Here is a 16445-nt window from a genome sequence, read left to right on the forward strand (position 1 = left end):
TCCGTCGATGTCGGGGGTCGTGATAGTCACGGGAGGGGCAAAGGGGCTCGGCCGCGCGTACGCGATGGCGCTGGCCGTGGACGGCTGGTCGGTGGTCGTCGCGGACGTCCTCGACCCGGCGTCGGTCGCCGTCGAGATCGAGGCGGAGGGTGGTACGGCGCTGCCCGTCGTGGTCGACGTCTCCGACGAAGGCTCGACCGCGAAGCTCGCCGCGACGACGCTCGAGCGGTTCGGCCGGATCGACGCACTCGTCAACAACGCCGCGATCTTCACGAGCATCGAGAAGAAGCCGTGGGACGAGCTGACGGTCGCCGAGTGGGACCGGATGTTCGAGGTCAACGTGCGCGGGACGTGGCTCTGCTGCAGGGCCGTGGCGCCGTCGATGAAGGCCGCCCGCAGCGGTCGGATCGTCAACGTCTCGTCGATGACCGTCCCGGGCGGCATCCCGCTCTTCCTCCACTACGTCGCGTCGAAGGCCGCGATCGTCGGTTTCACGCGCGCGCTCGCCCGCGAGCTCGGAGAGTTCGGCATCGCCGTCAACGCGATCGCGCCCGACTACGTCCCGCACGACGAGGCGTACACATCGCAGCAGCCCGAGATGGCGGCCGCTCTCGCCCGGCAGCGATGCTTCCAGCGGGACATGGTCCCCGACGACCTCGTCGGGACGCTCCGCTACCTCGTCGGCCCGGGCTCGGAGTTCGTCACGGGGCAGACGCTGTACGTCAACGGCGGGCGGCTCTTCTCAGGCGTGTAGGGAGCTACGCGGCCACGGCGGTCAGCTCGGCGACGAGCGGTGTCGTGTCGAGCGGGTCGAAGCCGATCCGCCCGGCGATCTCCTCCGTCGTCGGCCGCGTGCCCTCGCGGAACAGGTCGCGGAGCAGCGCCCCGGTTTCCGGGCGCCGCCACCAGTCTTCCCCGACCTCGCGGCGCAGATGCGTGCGGAGCTGGGCGGAGCGGATCCACGCCCGCAGGTAGTCGGCCGAGTAGAAGCCGGCGTCCATGTCGGCAAGGTGGTTGGCGGCCGGGTAGCGGATCCCGGTCGCCGCGGTCAGCCGCTCCTCGTAGCCGTCGGGTGTGCCGCCGTCGGTGGGGAACCGCGTCCAGAAGTCGAGCTCGTAGCCGAGTTTGGCCGAGTAGCGGCGAAAGAGGAGGGTGTCGCTGAACCGCGCCGCGTCGGCGTTGTCCAGTGCCTCGCCGTCCGACAGGCCGAAGTGCTCGGCGTGCCAGCCCGGCTCGCACGAGATGGAGTCGAGCAGGAACGAGTAGATCTCCGTCAGTGCGTGGTCGCGCGAGAGGCGCCGGAACGAAAGGGGCAGCGACGCCTCGCAGCCCGCGTAGTGGAGGGCATGGCCTGCCTCGTGGAGAAAGGCCTCGTAGTCGTGCAGCCCGCCCTGCGGCCGCGTGATCAGGTGCACGACGCGCGGCGGGTCGGAGGCGATCACGCAGGCACGGGGCGACTTCTGCGGTCGGTCTTCGAGATCCGTGTGAATGCCCTTCTCGGCTTCGAGATCGAGGCCGAGCGCCCGCAGGGTCGCGAGGCAGACGGCCACGCTTCGGTCCTTCGTGTACGTGGCTTCGAGCGGGGAGAGCCGCCGGATCCAGGCCATGTGCGCACTGGTCGGGGTCTCGTCGCGCTCGGGCCCGAGCAGCCGGTCGAGCCAGCGCTCGCGCTGGGGCGCGAAGGCAGGCGTGCTCTCGACTCTTGCGCGGTCGACCGCGCCGAGGATCGGGCGGAGGAGCACGCCCTTCTCCGCCTCGTTGCGCGCGACCGGCTCGGAGATCCCCGTGACGTCCGACTCGAGCTCGTGGCGGTCTGCGAGCAGCGACCGTCGCTCGTCGTTGAAGCCTGCCGACACCGCGAGCACGGCCTCGCCGAGCGCGGCGCGTCGCGCGTAGTCCGGCTCGACGGCCAGCCGGGCCTGGGCCGAGCGGATCGGAAGCTCCTCCCCGTCCCAGGCGACGCGAGCCGCGAGCAGCGCATTCTCGAGCGCGTCCTCGCGCTCCGCGAGCGCCGCCGTGACGATGCCCTCCTGGCACGTGAGACGCAGCCGCGCGACCGCTTCGCGCTCCGGCTCCTTCGACTCCGTCTCCGCCGCCTCGAGCGCGATCAGCTGCTCGCGCGTGAACAGGTCGGCGTAGCGGGCGACGATCGCCGCCTGCTCCGAGGTCTCCTTCTCACCGACGCGGACCGCGCGGGCCTCCTCCGACCGCTCGATCGCGTACGCCTGGAGCCGCTGCTCGAAGCCGTCGACGTCGCGCACCCTCATGCGGCCACCCTGGCACCGCGCCGCACCCGCTCGAGCGAAGCATCGCGTCCCAGCAGCTCGAGCGACTCGTAGAGGCCCGGGGAGACCTTCGAGCCGGTCACCGCGACGCGGATCGGGCCGAACACCGTGCGGGGCTTCTCGCCGAGCTCCTCGCAGAGGCGCTTGAGAGCCGACTCGATCTCGGGCGCCGACCAATCGTCGACGGCGGCCAGCGCGTTCTCCGCCCCGCGCAGAATGCGCTCGTCGAGAAGCTCCGGGTCGGGCTCCACGTCCCCGAACAGGAACCCCACGAAGGCGGGGATCTCGCCGAGCCTGGACACCTTCTCCTGGACGAGCGGCGCCATCGCACGTACGCCGTCCTCCGGCCACTCGGTCCCTCGGTCCCCCAGATAGCGGACAACCTCGTCCGCGAAAGCCCCCTCGTCGAGCGCCCTCAGGTAGACCCCGTTCATCCACTCGAGCTTGGCGTAGTCGAACGTCGCGGGGCTGACGCCGACGCGGTCGAGCGTGAACCGCTCGATCAGCTCTTCGCGGCTCATGATCGTCGTCTCGCCGTCCGGTGCCCACCCGAGCAGCGCAAGGAAGTTCATCAGGGCCGCCGCGAGGTAACCCGCTTCGCGGAACTCGTCGATCGAGACCGCGCCGTGGCGCTTGGAAAGCTTCCGGCCGTCCTCCCCGAACACGTTGGGGACGTGCGCATAGGTGGGCGGCTCAGCGCCCAGCGCGCGCATCACGACGAGCTGCTTGGGCGTGTTGGAGACGTGATCGTCGCCACGGATCACGTGCGTGATCCCGTCCACCCAGTCGTCGACCGGGTTCGCGAAGTTGTAGGTCGGACGGCCGTCGGAGCGGACGATGACCATGTCCTCGAGCTGCTCGGCGGGAAACTCGATGCGGCCCTTCACGGCGTCCTCCCACGCGACGATCCCCTCGTCGGGCATGCGGATCCGGATGGCGCCCTCGTCCTCGTAGGCGTCGCCCTCGGCGACGAGCCGCTCGGCCTCGGTGCGGCAGCGCTCCGCGCCGTCGAGCTGGAACCGTGTCTCTCCGTCCCACTCGATCCCGAGCCACCGGAGCGACCGCTCGATCTGCGCCGTCGCCTCCGCCACCTCGCGCGACGTGTCCGTGTTCTCGATCCGGAGCAGGCACTCGCCGCCGCGGCCGCGCGCGAACAGCCAGTTGAAGAGAAACGTGCGGACGCCGCCGACGTGGAGGAGCCCCGTGGGCGAAGGGGCCATGCGGACGCGAACGCTCATCGGCGGGGATCGTAGAGGCTGGATGTCACTCAGGCCGCGCGCGCCGCGCTGACGGAGCCCGGCCGGCGGATCGCCCAGACAGAGGGGAGCGCGAGGATCGCGGCCCACGAAGCCCACATCACGAGCAGCGCGATCCAGAGCGTCTCGGTGACCCCGATCGCATCGGACACCGGCCCCACGAGCGCCGTGCCGAGCGGGATGAGGACGAAGGATCCGAGCGTGTCGTACGACGCCACACGGGACTGTGCCCGCTCCGGGACCTGCTGCTGGAAGACGGTGAACCAGAGCGTCAAGTGCACGGCGATCCCGACACCGCCCGTGAACGACGCGACGGCGATCAGCCACGTCGGCGCCTCGAGCGCGAGCGCAAGCGTCTGCAGGGAGATCAACGTCGCTGCAAGGACGCAGGCGACGAGCGGGCGCCGTGGCCGAACCCGCATCGCGACCAGGCTGCCAAGCACCGCGCCCACACCTCCCGCTGTGAGGATCACGGCCCATGGGCCGGCACCGCCGAGGCGCTCCTTGGCGATCGCCGGCCCGAGCACGATCCAACCCGCGAACATCAGGTTCCCGACTCCGAAGAGCGCGACCGACGCCCAGAGCCAGGTGCGAGAGGTGAACTCCTGCCAGCCTTCGCGCAGCTCGGCGAGGAAGCCGGGCGTGCCGGCCGCGTCGCGGGCCGGGACGCGGATCCGGCGGAGGATGTCCGCGCAGACGAAGAAGCTCACGGCGTCGATCGCGAGCGCGATCCCGGGGCTGCCGGCGACGACGACCGCGCCGCCGACCGCGGGCCCTAGCACGGCGACCATGTTCCGGGTCAGTCCCTGTAGCGCGTTGGCCTGCTGGAGCCGCTCCGCGCTCACGGTCTGGGGGACGAGCCCGACCTCCGCCGGGATGACGAGCCCCAGCCCCAGCCCGTAGACCGCCTGAAGGGCAGCAATCGCCGGGACGCCGCCGACGTCGGCGAGGACGCAGGCGGCCGTCGCCGCCTGCGCGGTCCCCTGCACGAGCGCCGCTCCGACGAGGACGAGGTTGCGAGGGAGCCGGTCGGAGAGGACGCCGCCGCCCACCGCGACGAGCGCTTCCATCCCCTGGCGTGCCGCGAACACGATCCCGAGCGCCGTCGCCGAGGAGATGTCGAGCACCGCGAAGGCGAGAGCGATCCCGGCGAAGCGGTCGCCGACGGTGGTGATCGTCGTCGCCGTGAAGAGCAGCCGGAAGTCGCGCTCCTGGAGTGCGCCCAGGCGCTCGCCGAGCGTCATCGGCATGACGAGGGAGCGTACGTGCCTCGCGAGGGGACGCGTAGCCTGCGCGGGTGCTCTACGGCGCTCACGTCTCCTCGGCCGGCGGTATCTCGAACGCGATCGACCGGGCCGAGGAGCTCGGCTGCAACGCCGTGCAGGTCTTCACGCAGAGCCCTCGGATGTGGAGGCCGACGGCGCACAGCCCCGAGGAGGTGGAGCGCTTCCGTGCGCGACGCGACGAGGCCGGCATCGAGGCGGTCGTCTGCCACGCCCTCTACCTCGTCAATCTCGCGGGCCCGGATTCCGAGCTCCACGCAAAGTCGGTCTCGGCAATGCGGGCGACACTCGAGACGGCGGCGGGGATCGGGGCGGAGGCCGTCGTGTTCCACGTCGGCTCTCACCTCGGCGCGGGCCTCGAGGAGGGGCTCGGGCTCGTCGTCCCCGCGCTCCGTGAGCTCTTGGAGCTGACCGACGACCGCCTGTGGCTCGTGCTGGAGAACGCGGCCGGAGCCGGGGGGACGATCGGCCGCTCCACCGACGAGCTCGCCGCGATCTTCGACCGCCTCGACGGTCATCCGCGCCTCGGGGTCTGCCTCGACTCCTGCCACTGGTGGGTCTCGGGCGTCGACGTCACCGATCCTGCGGTGCTCGACGCGGCGCTCGTCGACCTCGACGACCGGATCGGGCTCGACCGCCTGCGTTGCCTGCACGTCAACGACTCCGAAGTGGGCCTCGGATCGAACCGCGACCGCCACGCCTCGCTCGGGCTCGGCACGATCGGGGACGGGCTCGTGACGTTCCTCGCCCACCCCGCCTTCCAGGGCCTCCCGGCGATCCTCGAGACGCCGGGGCCCGACGGGACATACGTCGGCGAGCTGCGGCTGTTGCGCGAGCTCCATCGCAAGGGGCGCCGACGGCAAGCCAGGCGACGAGCGCGCTGAGAACCCACGACGGGCCGGAGAGCTCAGTCGACGGTCGCGAAGACGCGGAAGCTCGGGCGCTCGAGCGGGAGCTCGAAGAACTCGGGGTTGCGGCAGCCCAGCTCGTCGACGCGGTGCTCGTAGCAGGGCGAGATCTCGGAATGGCACATCGGCAGCGGCGACCGGCGAGCCTTGACGGCACCGAATCCCTCACGCCGCCCTTCGAGCTCGCCGAGCACGTCGACGTCGATCTCGACGTCGAACACCTTCTGCATACAGCCCATGTACGTGTGGCCCCAGGCCTCGTACGCGTACACGAACGGGCACCCGCGCCCGATGCAGGCGCCCGGGTACACGACGCGGTCGCAATGCACCTCACAGCGGCGGCACTCGAGCTCGTCCTGTGGCCGGAGTGGGATCTCCGGAGGCGCCGCGATGGCCGGACCGACGTCGGTCATGCCCGGATGGTGGCAAGGTCTGCCCTCCCGGCGCAAGACTTGACGCGGACGTCAGGAACGGGTAGGCGCGCGCGAACGCGATGCTCGTGGACGGGCGGCCCTCCGGATTCGTGCTTCGCGGACGAACCAGCCCGGTGCAGCCGACCCGCCGACCCGCTCGCAGTCGACGGAATCGGCAGCGCCGAGCAGTTGCGGCCGGCGAAGCCGGACGCCTTCAGGGACGTGCCCCGCCCGCAGGGCGGGGATCCCGCGGCACGAATCCGCTTCTGCGGATTCGTGCTTCGCGGACAGACTAGGGTTCGCGCTCGTGGTCCGCCGCGCCCTCTTCCTCGGCCTGATCCTCGGGCCCCTGACGATTGCCGTCCACTACCTGGCCGACCTCGACGAGACAGTCGAGTTCGTCCTCGCCGCGGCATCGCTGATCCCGCTGGCGTGGCTGATCGGGGAGGCGACGGAGCACGCCGCGGAGCACACAGGCCCGGGGATCGGAGGCTTCCTCAACGCAACGTTCGGAAACGCGCCGGAGCTGATCATCGCCCTCATCGCCGTGAACGAAGGACTGACCGAGGTCGTGCGCGGGTCGCTCACCGGGTCGGTCGTCGGGAACCTGTTGCTCGTGCTCGGCTTCTCGCTCGTCGCCGGGCCACGCGGCCAGCTCGACCGCTGGTCGAGCTTCATGTCGTTCGGGGCGATCGCCGTCGCGGTCGTCCTGTTCCTCATCCCGGCCATCCCGGCCTGGGACGGCGACCCCGACCGCGACCTGATCGTCAAGCTCTCCGTCCCCGTCTCGATCGTGCTCCTCGTGGTCTACGGCATCGTGACGGTGATCTCGCTGCGGCGGCACAGCGCGCTTCACGTCGCGAGCGACGCGGAGATCGAGGCCTGGACGCTGCGCTTCTCACTTGCGGTCCTCGGAGGCGCGACGGTCGTCACCGCGCTCGTCGCCGAGATCCTCGTCGGCTCGCTCGAGACGTTCGCCGACGAGGCGGGCCTGAGCGAGTTCTTCGTCGCCGCCGTGATCGTCGCGATCGTCGGGAACGCCGCCGAGCACGGCGGTGCCGTGGTCGTGGCGTACAGGGGGAAGGTGATGCTCGCGGCCGAGATCGCGCTCGCGTCGGCGGCGCAGGTCGCAGTGTTCCTCATCCCCGCAGTCGTGCTGCTCTCGTGGCTGATCGATCCGCTCGCGCTCGGTTTCCGGGAGGTGGAGATCGCGGCGCTGGCCGGCGGTCTCGTCGTCACCGCCCTTACGCTCTGGAACGGTCGCGCCTCGAAGGCGCGAGGAGTCGTTCTACTCGTCGCGTATCTCGTGTGCGCGGCAGCGTTCTGGGCTGCCGGCGACCGCGATCACTCCGAGGCGTCGCCGCCGAACGCGGTCGCGCGCCTCGTGAGCGGGTAGGTAGCGACGTAGAGCTTGACCGGCGCGCCGCTGCCGTCGCGGGTGACGCGCAGCAGCTCACCCCGCTCGCGTCCCTCGACGATTCGCCAGCGATCGTCTTCCTCCGGCACCAGCCACGACACGCTTCGTCCCGGCGGGCCGTCCACGACCTCGAGCCGGAGCCGACCCTGCCGCCAGGAGAGCACGAGCTCCTCCCCTTCCGACCACCAGCGGCCCAGCAGCGGCGCGACGTCGTCCGGCGCGCCTTCGTCCGGCCGCCAGAGCTCAGGAGTGCGAGGCAGCGCGTCGAGCGCCGCCCCCGCCAGCTCGAGCGCAAGGGTCTCCGGGCGTGCGCCCGCTCCCGTGTTGAAGAGGGCAACGGCACCCGTGCGCTCCGGCCGGTGGACGCACAGCGCCGCGAGGAACCCGGGCATGGCGCCGCCGTGGCCCACGAAGACGCGCTCGCCGCCGCGGTAGAGCGCGAGCCCGAGCCCCCACCCGAGCGACCACGCTGCGTCGTCGACCATCGTCCGGACGCGCGCCATCTCGTCGAGGGTCTCGCGCGCGAGCACGCCGTCCGTCCCCGTCGACAGGAAATCCGCCCAGCGCGCGAGATCGTCGACGGTCGACCAGAGCCACCCCATCGCAGCGGTCGGCCCCTCCACGGGGAGCTCGACCTCGACCGTGACCCCGTCGCTGTACGGGTCGACGTAGTACCCGGTCGCGCGCGGCCCGGGCGGGTGGAACCCCGTCCTGGCCAGCCCCAGCGGCTCGAGCACTCGGTCGCGCAACGTCACCTCGTACGCTGCGTCGTTCCGCCGTGTGACGATCTCGCCGAGCAGCCCGAACGCCAGGTTCGAGTAGTGCCAGGCCTCGGCCGGGCGCAGGACGCGCTCGGCGTCCTCGAGCCCGGCCAGCAGCTCTTCACGGGACGGGGGCTCGAGGGTCTCCCAGATCTCGCCGGGCGGCTCGCGCTGCAGCCCGCTCAGGTGCGCGAGCGCGTCGGCCACGGTCGGGCCGGGAGGCGCCTCCGGAACGTGGCTGCGCAGCGGGTCGTCGAGGTCGAGCACACCCGCGTCGCGCAGTTGGAGGATGCACACCGCCGTGAAGGTCTTCGTGATCGAGCCGATGCGGTACGCGTGCTCGGGGGTCGCGGGCTCCTCGCGGCCGACGTCGGCCGAGCCGAGCGCCCGCCGCCAGAGCACCTCCCCGTCGCGGAAGACGGCGGCGCTGACCGAAGGCGCCCGCTGTTCGGACTGCGCAGTCGCGACGAGCCGGTCGAGCCGCTCCCCGAGCGCGTCAGGCGGCCGCACGTACGCCCAGGGCCTCGGGCACGAGCTCGATCGCGCGGTCGATGTCGTCGTCGGTGACGTCGAGATGCGTCACGGCGCGGACGATCGTCGGATGAATGGTCGACGAGAGCCCGACGCCTCCCTCACGCATCCGCGCGAGCGCCTCGTCGCGGCCGAGGCCGAGCGCACCGACGTCGAGCTGCACGAAGTTCGTCTCGACCTGGTCGAGGTCGACCGGCAGCCCGGCCGCGTGCCACCCCTCCGCGAGCCGGTGCGCCCGGGCGTGATCGTCCGCGAGGCGGTCGACGTGGTTGTCGAGCGCGTAGACGCCGGCCGCCGCGACAATTCCCGCCTGGCGCATCGCCCCGCCGAACAGGTGCTTCTCCCGCCAGGCGCGCTCGATCGTCGCGACCGAGCCGGCCAGCAGCGCGCCCAGTGGACAGCCGAGCCCCTTCGAGAGGCAGAGCGTCACGGTGTCGAAGAGCCGCCCGACCCGGTCAGGGTCGACTCCGGTCGCGACCGCGGCGTTGAGCACCCGGGCGCCGTCGAGGTGCGTCGCGAGCCCGCGCTCGCGCGCCGCTCCCGTCACGTCCTCGAGCTCCTCGAGCGGCCAGCACCGCCCGCCCGAGGAGTTGTGCGTGTTCTCGATCGCAAGCACGGTCGCCCGCTGGTCGGCGGTCTTCGTGCTCGGCTCGGTAGCCGCCTCGAGCTCCGCGACGCCGAAGCGTCCCGCCCGGCCCTCGATCGGCTCGATCATCAGGCCCGCGTGCGCGGCAGGGCCGCCGTACTCGTAGATCACGACGTGGGCGTGGCGCTCCGCGACGAGCGCGTCGCCCGGTCGCGAGTGCAGCTTCAGTGCGATCTGGTTGGCGAGGGTCGCGGTCGGGAGGAAGACCGCCTGCTCCTGCCCCAGGAGCGCCGCCGCTCGCTCCTGCAGCAGGTTGACGGTCGGGTCCTCGCGCCGTTGCTCGTCCCCCACGGCGGCGGCCGCGATCGCGGCGCGCATGCCGTCGGTCGGCCGGGTCGCCGTGTCCGAGCGCAGGTCGATCACGGCGGAACCCTAGACGAGCGCGCCGCCGCTGCAGCCCGCGCTACATGCGGCTGCGGCCTCCCAGCATCGCCCTTCCGGCATCCGACGCACCGGAGTGGATCCCGACCTCGAGCTCGTAGGTGCTCGTCACCTCCGCGCCCGCGTCGCGCGCGGCCTCTGTCCGCGCGGACGACGCGCTGACCCTGCTGCGCTCCATTGTGTCCAGCGTCTCCCAGAGCGTCATCGTCACGGCGTGACGACCGTCACGCTCCACGAGGAAATACGCATCCACGAACCCGTCGAGGTCTCGGATGCGGCCGATCGCCGGCTCGAACACGTCGATCGACTCGGAAGCGCGACCTTCCTCCAGCTCGTACGTGGTCACACGTGCGAACAAGTTCGACCTCCTCTGCGGCTGTCGCGGGGAGTGTACCCCCGCGCCCGGGGTACCTTTGCGACGTGGATCTCAAACACGTCGAGCGCGTCCTGACCGAGCTCGGGGAGCCTTCCTACCGCACGCGTCAGGTGTGGGAATGGGCGGCGCGCGGCGCGGGCTCCTACGGAGAGATGACGAACATCCCGCGCTCGCTCCGGGAGTCGCTCGACTCGGGCGCGCCCTTCTCGACACTGTCCGCCGAGGACGAGCAGCGCGCACGCGACGGGACCGTGAAGACGCTGTTCCGCACGCACGACGGGCACCCGGTCGAGGCCGTGCTGATGCGCTACCGGGACGGGAGGCGGTCGGTCTGCGTCTCCTCCCAGTCGGGCTGCCCGCTGACGTGCACCTTCTGCGCGACGGGCCGCATGGCCTTCGGGCGGAACCTCACCGCCTGGGAGATCCTCGACCAGGTTCTCCACTTTCGCCGCTCGGCCGCGGTGAACCATGCGGTGTTCATGGGTATGGGCGAGCCCTTCATGAACGTCGACGCGGTGCTCGACGCCGCCCGCCGCCTCCCCGACCTCGGCATCACCCACCGCCGGACGACGATCTCGACGGTGGGCTGGATGCCCGGCCTCTCACGATTCGTGGAGGAGGTCGCCGAGCCGATCCGTCTCGCCCTCTCGCTGCACGCCGCCGATCACGAGCTCCGGACGGAGTTGATGCCGGTCAACGAGCGCTACCCGCTCCTCGACGTGCTCGCCGCCTGCAGGCAGCACTGGGAGCGGACGAAGCGGCGGGTCTTCGTCGAGTACGTGATGCTCGCCGGCGTCAACGACTCGCCGGCACAGGCGAGGCTCCTGGCCGACGCGCTCGGCCGCGACGCGTTCAAGGTCAACCTCATCCCCTACAACCCGACGGGGATGTTCGACGGCTCGTCGAGAGGCGCGATCGAGGCGTTCAAGACCGAGCTCGACCGCGCGCGCATCCCGGCCACGGTACGACTGACGAGGGGCCGGGACATCGCCGCCGCCTGCGGCCAGCTCGCATCCGACCCGCGCCCTCGCGTCCGCGCCTGAGATCGTCCTCGGCCACGGTCTAGAGTGGCCGCCTTGCGTGTGTTCACCTACGCCGAGCGCCCCGACCTCGCCGGGCGCACGGGCGAGATCGAGGACACGATGGCCCCGTTCATGGGCCACGGCGAGGTGGCGGTGCGGTACTGGCATCGCCTGCGCCCGGAGCTGCCGGAGCTGCAGCTCGTGCTGTGGGACGAGGAGCGCGACGTCGTCGTCGGCCACGGCCGCACGATTCCCGCGCACGCCACAGACGGGCTGCCCGCCGGTGTGGACGACATGCTCGAGACGTGGTTCGGCGACGGCGACCGGCCGGAGCCCGACGTCCTGTCGGCGGCCGTGGCGGTCGTCGACCGGAAGCGCCAGGGCGAGGGGCTCTCGTCGCTCCTGATCGACGCGATGCGCGACCTCGCGCGACGCCACGGGTTCCCCGCGCTCATCGCACCCGTCCGTCCGACGTGGAAGGAGCGCTACCCGCTGATCCCGATGGAGCGCTACGCGTTCTGGAGGCGCGACGACGGCCTTCCGTTCGACCCGTGGCTCCGCGTGCACGCTCGCCTCGGCGCCGAGCAGCTCGAGGTGTGCCCCGAGTCGATGCGGATCGAGGGATCCGCCGAGGACTGGGAGGCATGGACCGGCCTCGCCTTCCCCGACGAGGGCGACTACGTCGTCCCGGGCGGTCTCGTGCCGGTTCGCTTCGCCGGCGGGCGTGGCGTCTACGTCGAGCCGAACGTCTGGATGCGCCACCGCGTCGACTGAGGCCGAGGCCCAGCGGCAGGGAATGAACCGCATCGCAGGCGGCGAAAGAGAGGCAGCCCGCTCCCTGCCACGGAGGTTCGCCCGATGCGTCGAATTCGTCGTCCCTCGCCGTCCCTGGTCGTCGCGTGCCTCGCGCTCGCGATCGCACTCTCCGGATCGGCCGTCGCGGCCTCGGTCGCACTCGCACCCAACAGCGTGGGCACGCCGCAGCTCCGGAACAACGCCGTCACCACCGCGAAGGTGAGGAACGGCTCGCTGCTCCGCGCGGACTTCAAGCGGAACCAGATTCCCGCCGGACCTGCAGGCCCTGCGGGCGAGGCCGGCCCGGCCGGCCCGGCTGGTCCTGCCGGCCCCAGCGACGCCTACTCCCGCTTCCTCGCAGGACCGATTGCGATTCCCGGGATCGCCACGACGATCGTGAACCTCACGATCCCTCAGGCCGGGAAGTACGTGATCAGCTCGAAGGCGATCATCTCCGGCGCAGCGGCCGCGAGCGCCCTCTGCCGCATCGTCGCGGGGACGGACCAGGACGACTCGCTCGGCAACGGAATCCAGATGACGCTCTCGAACTCGCTGACTCACGAGTTCGCAGCAGCGGGGACAGTCGACTTCCGCTGCTCGACAGGGGGAGCGCAGACGGTCGCCTCGATCCGGATCGTCGCGATCCGCGTCGCGAACCTGACGGCGGGCTAGGAGCCGAACGACACCGGCGCGTCCTTGCGGGGCGCGCCGGGTTCGGTTCTAGGCGAGCTTCCGGACGGCGTCGCCGACGCGGACGACACCCTGCTGGACGACGCGCGTGTTGATGCCGCGGAGGTTGAGCGAGCGACCCTCGGGCGAGTTGAAGAACTCGAGCGTCTCCAGCCCGAAGCGCTCGCGGAACTTCTTGCAGCCCGTGTGCGGCTCGGCCGTCACCTCGATCACCGCGGACCCGAGGGCGAGTCGCGTTCCGGGCGGCAGGTGGTCGCCGGAGAGGTCGAGGTCGACGTACAGCTGGTCGCCGGCGAGCGCCCAGCGGTCGCGGTCACGCGCGGCGAGCGCCGTCGCGCGCGCGTTCATCATCGTGACCTGCGCACTCGTGTTCGCCGGCCGGCCTCCCGAGCGGCCGCGTGAAGACCAGTTGTCGCCGACGAGCCCCTCCTCGAGGTCGAGCTCGGCCTCCGTGACCACCTCGCGCTCGCCCACGGCCGGACGACGCACGATCAGCTCCACCACGCCCTGGCCACGCGGCGCTGCGCGGATCGCCTCCAGGCCCGCTTCGAGCTCGCTCGGTGTCACGTACGTCGTCATTCAGTCGGCGATGGTCGCGTGTCGGCGGACGATCTGCCAGCGTGCGTCGCGCCGCGTCCAGATGTCCGTGACGTTCATCCGGTGGCTCAGGTCCCGCCCGTCCAGGCGGGCGGCCTGCGTGTACCGCGACACGAGCACCGCGGTGTTCCCGTAGATCTCCGGGTCGATCTGCTCGTAGGTGAACTCGTCGATCTCGTAGGGGCCGGCCGCGGCCTCGAGGAATGCCTCACGGTCGAGCTGGCCGGCCGCACCCTGCAGGGTGAACTCGTCGGCCAGCAGCTCCTCCAGCCTTTCGACGTCGTGCTCGGAGACCGCGCGGGCGAGATCGTGGGCGAGCTCGACGAGCTCGGTGGCGACCGCGGTCGTCGTCATCCGGTCTTGATCCTATCTGGCGCCCCCGCCTCGTCGAAGGCGTACCGCAGGACCGGTTGCTTCGCCGCCTTCACCTCGTCCAGCCTGCGGACGGGACGACTGTGCGGCGCCTCCTTCAACTTCGCCGGCTCGGACGCGGCCTCGGCGGCGATCGAGCGCATCGCGTCGACGAACTCGTCGAGGCGCTCCTTCGTCTCCGTCTCGGTGGGCTCGATCATCAGCGCCTCGGGGACGACGAGCGGGAAGTAGATCGTCGGCGGATGGATGCCGTGGTCCATCAGCCGCTTCGCCACGTCGAGCGCCGTCACCCCGTGCTCGCGCTTGAACGTCCGCGCCGAGAGGACGAACTCGTGCATGCAATGCCGGTCGTAGGGCAGGTCGTAGACGTCCTTGAGCCGCGCCAGCAGGTAGTTCGCGTTCAGAACGGCCGCCTCGGACATGTCTCTCAGCGCAGGTCCGTACGCGCGCATGAACGCGTACGCCCGGACGAACACACCGAACGGGCCGGCGAAGCCGCGGACGCGCCCGATCGACTTCGGCCGATCGTGGTCGAGACGAACGGAATCGCCGTCGCGAACGACCATCGGCGACGGCAGGAACGGCTCGAGCTCGGCCCGCACAGCGACGGGGCCGCCACCGGGGCCGCCCCCGCCGTGGGGCTGCGAGAACGTCTTGTGAAGGTTGTAGTGGACGATGTCGAAGCCCATGTCGCCGGGACGCGAGAGGCCGACCACGGCGTTGAGGTTCGCCCCGTCGTAGTAGAGGAGCGCGCCGCGCGAGTGGAAGATCTCCGCGACCTCCTCGATGCCCTCGTCGAACAGGCCGAGGGTCGACGGGTTCGTCAGCATCAGCCCCGCGGTGCGCTCGCCGACCTTCGAGCGGAGGTCGTCGAGATCGAGGTTGCCCCGCTCTGTGGTCGTGACCTTCTCCAGCTCGAACCCCGACATCGTCACGCTCGCGGGGTTCGTCCCGTGCGCCGTGTCCGGCGTGATGATCACGGTTCGCTCGGGCTCGCCGCGCTCGGCGAACCAGGCGCGCATCAGCATCAGGCCCGTCAGCTCGCCCTGCGAGCCGGCCGCCGGCTGGAGCGTCACCGCGGGGAGCCCCGCGACCTCGGCGAGGATCTGCTGCAGCTCCCACATCAGCTCCAGCGCGCCCTGGGCGCCCTCGTCCTCCTGGAGCGGGTGGAGGTCGCGGAAGCCCGGCAGCGAGACGACCCGCTCGTTCACGCGCGGGTTGTGCTTCATCGTGCACGAGCCGAGGGGATAGAAGCCCGTGTCGATGCCGAAGTTCCGGTCGGCGAGCGCGGTGAAGTGCCGCACGAGCTCGTTCTCCGGGACCTCCGGCAGCCTCGGCGGCCGCTCCCGCCGGAGCTCCGGCGGGATCTCGGGCACCGGCAGGCCGTACGAGGGCACGCGGCCCGCGCGCCGCCCCGGCTTCGACTTCTCGAAGATCAGCTCCATCGACGCGACACCCCCTCGCGAGCGGCGCGGGTCGTCCAATGGGGACATGTCGAGGTACCAGGCACGAAGACACCGCTCGCGAGGACATGGCCGACAGCGGTCATCGGCACACCTCGGCCAGCACGTCCGCCAGGCGATCGACGTCCACCGGCCTGCGCTTCTCGGTGAGGGCCACGAGCAGCACGTCGTCGAGGCCCGGGTAGTCGCGGCCGAGCGCGTAGCCGGGGTGGACCCCGTGCCCTCTCGCGCGGGTGACGACCTCCCGGGCGGGGATCGGCGTGCGGAACGCGGCCTCCTTGAACGTCGGTCGATCGAATGCGAGCGGGAGCCCGACACGCTCCTTCGCGTACGCCGTGAGAGCGGTGCACGTCTCCCCCAGTTCCCGAAGGCCGTCCGGCCCGAGCCAGCAGAGCGTGATCAGGCCTCCGAGCGCAAGGAGCGTCTGGTTCGTCGTGATGTTGGACGTCGCCTTCTCGCGGCGGATGTGCTGCTCGCGCGTCGACAGCGTCAGCACATACCCACGGCGGCCCTCCGCGTCGACGGTCTCGCCGGCGATCCGGCCCGGCATCTGGCGGACGAACTTCTCGCGCGTCGCGAACAGGCCGACGTAGGGTCCGCCGAAATTCAGTCCGTTACCGATGGACTGGCCTTCCGCGGCAACGATGTCGGCGCCCATCTCGCCCGGTGACTTCAGAAGGCCCAGCGCCACCACCTCGGCAACCGCTACGATCAGCAGCGCGCCCTTGGCGTGAGCCGCATCCGCAATCGCCGTCAGGTCGCGAGCCGTGCCGTAGACGCTCGGGTACTGGACGACGACGCACGAGGTTTCGCCGTCGATGCGCGAGATGATGTCCTCGGTGCCGGCAGGATCCGGCTCCAGCGCCTCGACACTGTCGCCACCCCAATGGCTCAGCGTTTCGACCACCGCGCGGTAATGCGGATGCAAGCCGCCGGACAGCACGGCCTTCTTGCGGCGCGTGATGCGGTGAGCCATCAGCACCGCCTCGGCGCACCCGGTCGAGCCGTCGTACATGGAGGCGTTGGCCACCTCACAGCCGAGCAGCCGCGCAACCTGTGTCTGGAATTCGAACAGCACCTGGAGCGTGCCCTGCGCGATCTCCGGCTGGTAGGGCGTGTAGGCGGTCAGGAACTCGCCGCGCTGGATCAAATGATCGACGCTGGCGGGGATATGATGCTTGTAGGCGCCGCAACCGAGGAAGAAGGGCACCTCGCCCGCGACCATGTTCTTTCGTGCCATCGCGGTGAG

The 16445-nt window shown here is 71.2% G+C and carries 17 protein-coding genes; 6 read left to right on the forward strand and 11 right to left on the reverse strand.

What is annotated here, in order from left to right:
- The first annotated feature begins 7 nt into the window (after positions 1 to 7).
- The gene (locus VFO26_RS11185; protein ID WP_325115061.1) at positions 8 to 754 is read left to right on the forward strand and encodes an SDR family NAD(P)-dependent oxidoreductase; all 747 of its coding nucleotides are present in this window, start codon (positions 8 to 10) and stop codon (positions 752 to 754) included.
- Positions 755 to 758: 4 nt separating this feature from the next.
- On the opposite strand, the gene VFO26_RS11190 is transcribed toward VFO26_RS11185, so the two are convergent.
- From VFO26_RS11190 to VFO26_RS11200, 3 genes are read right to left on the reverse strand one after another with little or no spacing between them, the layout of a single operon-like run.
- The gene (locus VFO26_RS11190; protein ID WP_325115062.1) at positions 759 to 2267 is read right to left on the reverse strand and encodes a hypothetical protein; all 1509 of its coding nucleotides are present in this window, start codon (positions 2265 to 2267) and stop codon (positions 759 to 761) included.
- Entirely contained in the window at positions 2264 to 3523 is a 1260-nt protein-coding gene (gene gltX, locus VFO26_RS11195; protein WP_325115063.1) for a glutamate--tRNA ligase, read from the reverse strand. Before gltX ends, VFO26_RS11190 begins: the two co-directional genes overlap by 4 nt.
- 29 nt (positions 3524 to 3552) lie before the next feature.
- Positions 3553 to 4791: an MFS transporter gene (locus tag VFO26_RS11200; protein WP_325115064.1), complete on the reverse strand. Its 1239-nt coding sequence runs from the start codon at positions 4789 to 4791 to the stop codon at positions 3553 to 3555.
- Positions 4792 to 4838: 47 nt separating this feature from the next.
- Here VFO26_RS11200 and VFO26_RS11205 point away from each other — a divergent pair, with 47 nt between their 5' ends.
- Entirely contained in the window at positions 4839 to 5708 is an 870-nt protein-coding gene (locus VFO26_RS11205) for a deoxyribonuclease IV (protein WP_325115065.1), read from the forward strand.
- A gap of 23 nt (positions 5709 to 5731) precedes the next feature.
- Here the strand turns inward: VFO26_RS11205 and VFO26_RS11210 are convergent, their stop codons facing one another.
- Entirely contained in the window at positions 5732 to 6145 is a 414-nt protein-coding gene (locus VFO26_RS11210) for a hypothetical protein (protein WP_325115066.1), read from the reverse strand.
- Positions 6146 to 6452: 307 nt separating this feature from the next.
- Here VFO26_RS11210 and cax point away from each other — a divergent pair, with 307 nt between their 5' ends.
- Positions 6453 to 7541 (forward strand): calcium/proton exchanger, encoded by a 1089-nt coding sequence (gene cax / locus VFO26_RS11215; RefSeq protein WP_325115067.1) that lies wholly within the window; start codon positions 6453 to 6455, stop codon positions 7539 to 7541.
- Here cax and VFO26_RS11220 read toward each other — a convergent pair.
- From VFO26_RS11220 to VFO26_RS11230, 3 genes are read right to left on the reverse strand one after another with little or no spacing between them, the layout of a single operon-like run.
- Positions 7490 to 8833, reverse strand: a complete 1344-nt coding sequence (locus VFO26_RS11220) for a serine hydrolase domain-containing protein (protein ID WP_325115068.1) — start codon at positions 8831 to 8833, stop codon at positions 7490 to 7492. The two genes, cax and VFO26_RS11220, sit on opposite strands and share 52 nt — an antisense overlap.
- Entirely contained in the window at positions 8820 to 9863 is a 1044-nt protein-coding gene (locus tag VFO26_RS11225; protein WP_325115069.1) for a GntG family PLP-dependent aldolase, read from the reverse strand. The genes VFO26_RS11220 and VFO26_RS11225 overlap by 14 nt, the downstream gene beginning before the upstream one ends.
- Before the next feature lie 40 nt (positions 9864 to 9903).
- Positions 9904 to 10239, reverse strand: coding sequence for an antibiotic biosynthesis monooxygenase (locus VFO26_RS11230; protein WP_325115070.1), 336 nt, complete (start codon positions 10237 to 10239; stop codon positions 9904 to 9906).
- A 62-nt stretch (positions 10240 to 10301) separates the two neighbouring features.
- Here VFO26_RS11230 and rlmN point away from each other — a divergent pair, with 62 nt between their 5' ends.
- The 3 genes from rlmN to VFO26_RS11245 all read left to right on the forward strand — a co-directional run bounded on the left by rlmN (position 10302) and on the right by VFO26_RS11245 (position 12746).
- Positions 10302 to 11300: a 23S rRNA (adenine(2503)-C(2))-methyltransferase RlmN gene (gene rlmN / locus VFO26_RS11235; RefSeq protein WP_325115071.1), complete on the forward strand. Its 999-nt coding sequence runs from the start codon at positions 10302 to 10304 to the stop codon at positions 11298 to 11300.
- Positions 11301 to 11333: 33 nt separating this feature from the next.
- Positions 11334 to 12053 (forward strand): hypothetical protein, encoded by a 720-nt coding sequence (locus VFO26_RS11240; RefSeq protein ID WP_325115072.1) that lies wholly within the window; start codon positions 11334 to 11336, stop codon positions 12051 to 12053.
- Between the two features lie 84 nt (positions 12054 to 12137).
- Positions 12138 to 12746, forward strand: coding sequence for a hypothetical protein (locus VFO26_RS11245; RefSeq protein WP_325115073.1), 609 nt, complete (start codon positions 12138 to 12140; stop codon positions 12744 to 12746).
- A gap of 48 nt (positions 12747 to 12794) precedes the next feature.
- Here the strand turns inward: VFO26_RS11245 and VFO26_RS11250 are convergent, their stop codons facing one another.
- The 4 genes from VFO26_RS11250 to gcvPA all read right to left on the reverse strand — a co-directional run.
- Positions 12795 to 13343, reverse strand: coding sequence for an MOSC domain-containing protein (locus VFO26_RS11250; RefSeq protein ID WP_325115074.1), 549 nt, complete (start codon positions 13341 to 13343; stop codon positions 12795 to 12797).
- Entirely contained in the window at positions 13344 to 13715 is a 372-nt protein-coding gene (locus tag VFO26_RS11255) for a nuclear transport factor 2 family protein (RefSeq protein WP_325115076.1), read from the reverse strand. It abuts the gene before it with no gap.
- A complete protein-coding gene (gene gcvPB / locus VFO26_RS11260) occupies positions 13712 to 15178 on the reverse strand; it encodes an aminomethyl-transferring glycine dehydrogenase subunit GcvPB (protein ID WP_325115077.1) in 1467 nt (488 codons plus the stop codon). The genes VFO26_RS11255 and gcvPB overlap by 4 nt, the downstream gene beginning before the upstream one ends.
- Before the next feature lie 100 nt (positions 15179 to 15278).
- On the reverse strand, positions 15279 to 16445 hold a 1167-nt coding region (gcvPA, locus tag VFO26_RS11265; RefSeq protein ID WP_325115078.1), incomplete at its 5' end, for an aminomethyl-transferring glycine dehydrogenase subunit GcvPA.

The organism is Gaiella sp., from assembly GCF_035710885.1.
GTDB lineage: Bacteria > Actinomycetota > Thermoleophilia > Gaiellales > Gaiellaceae > Gaiella.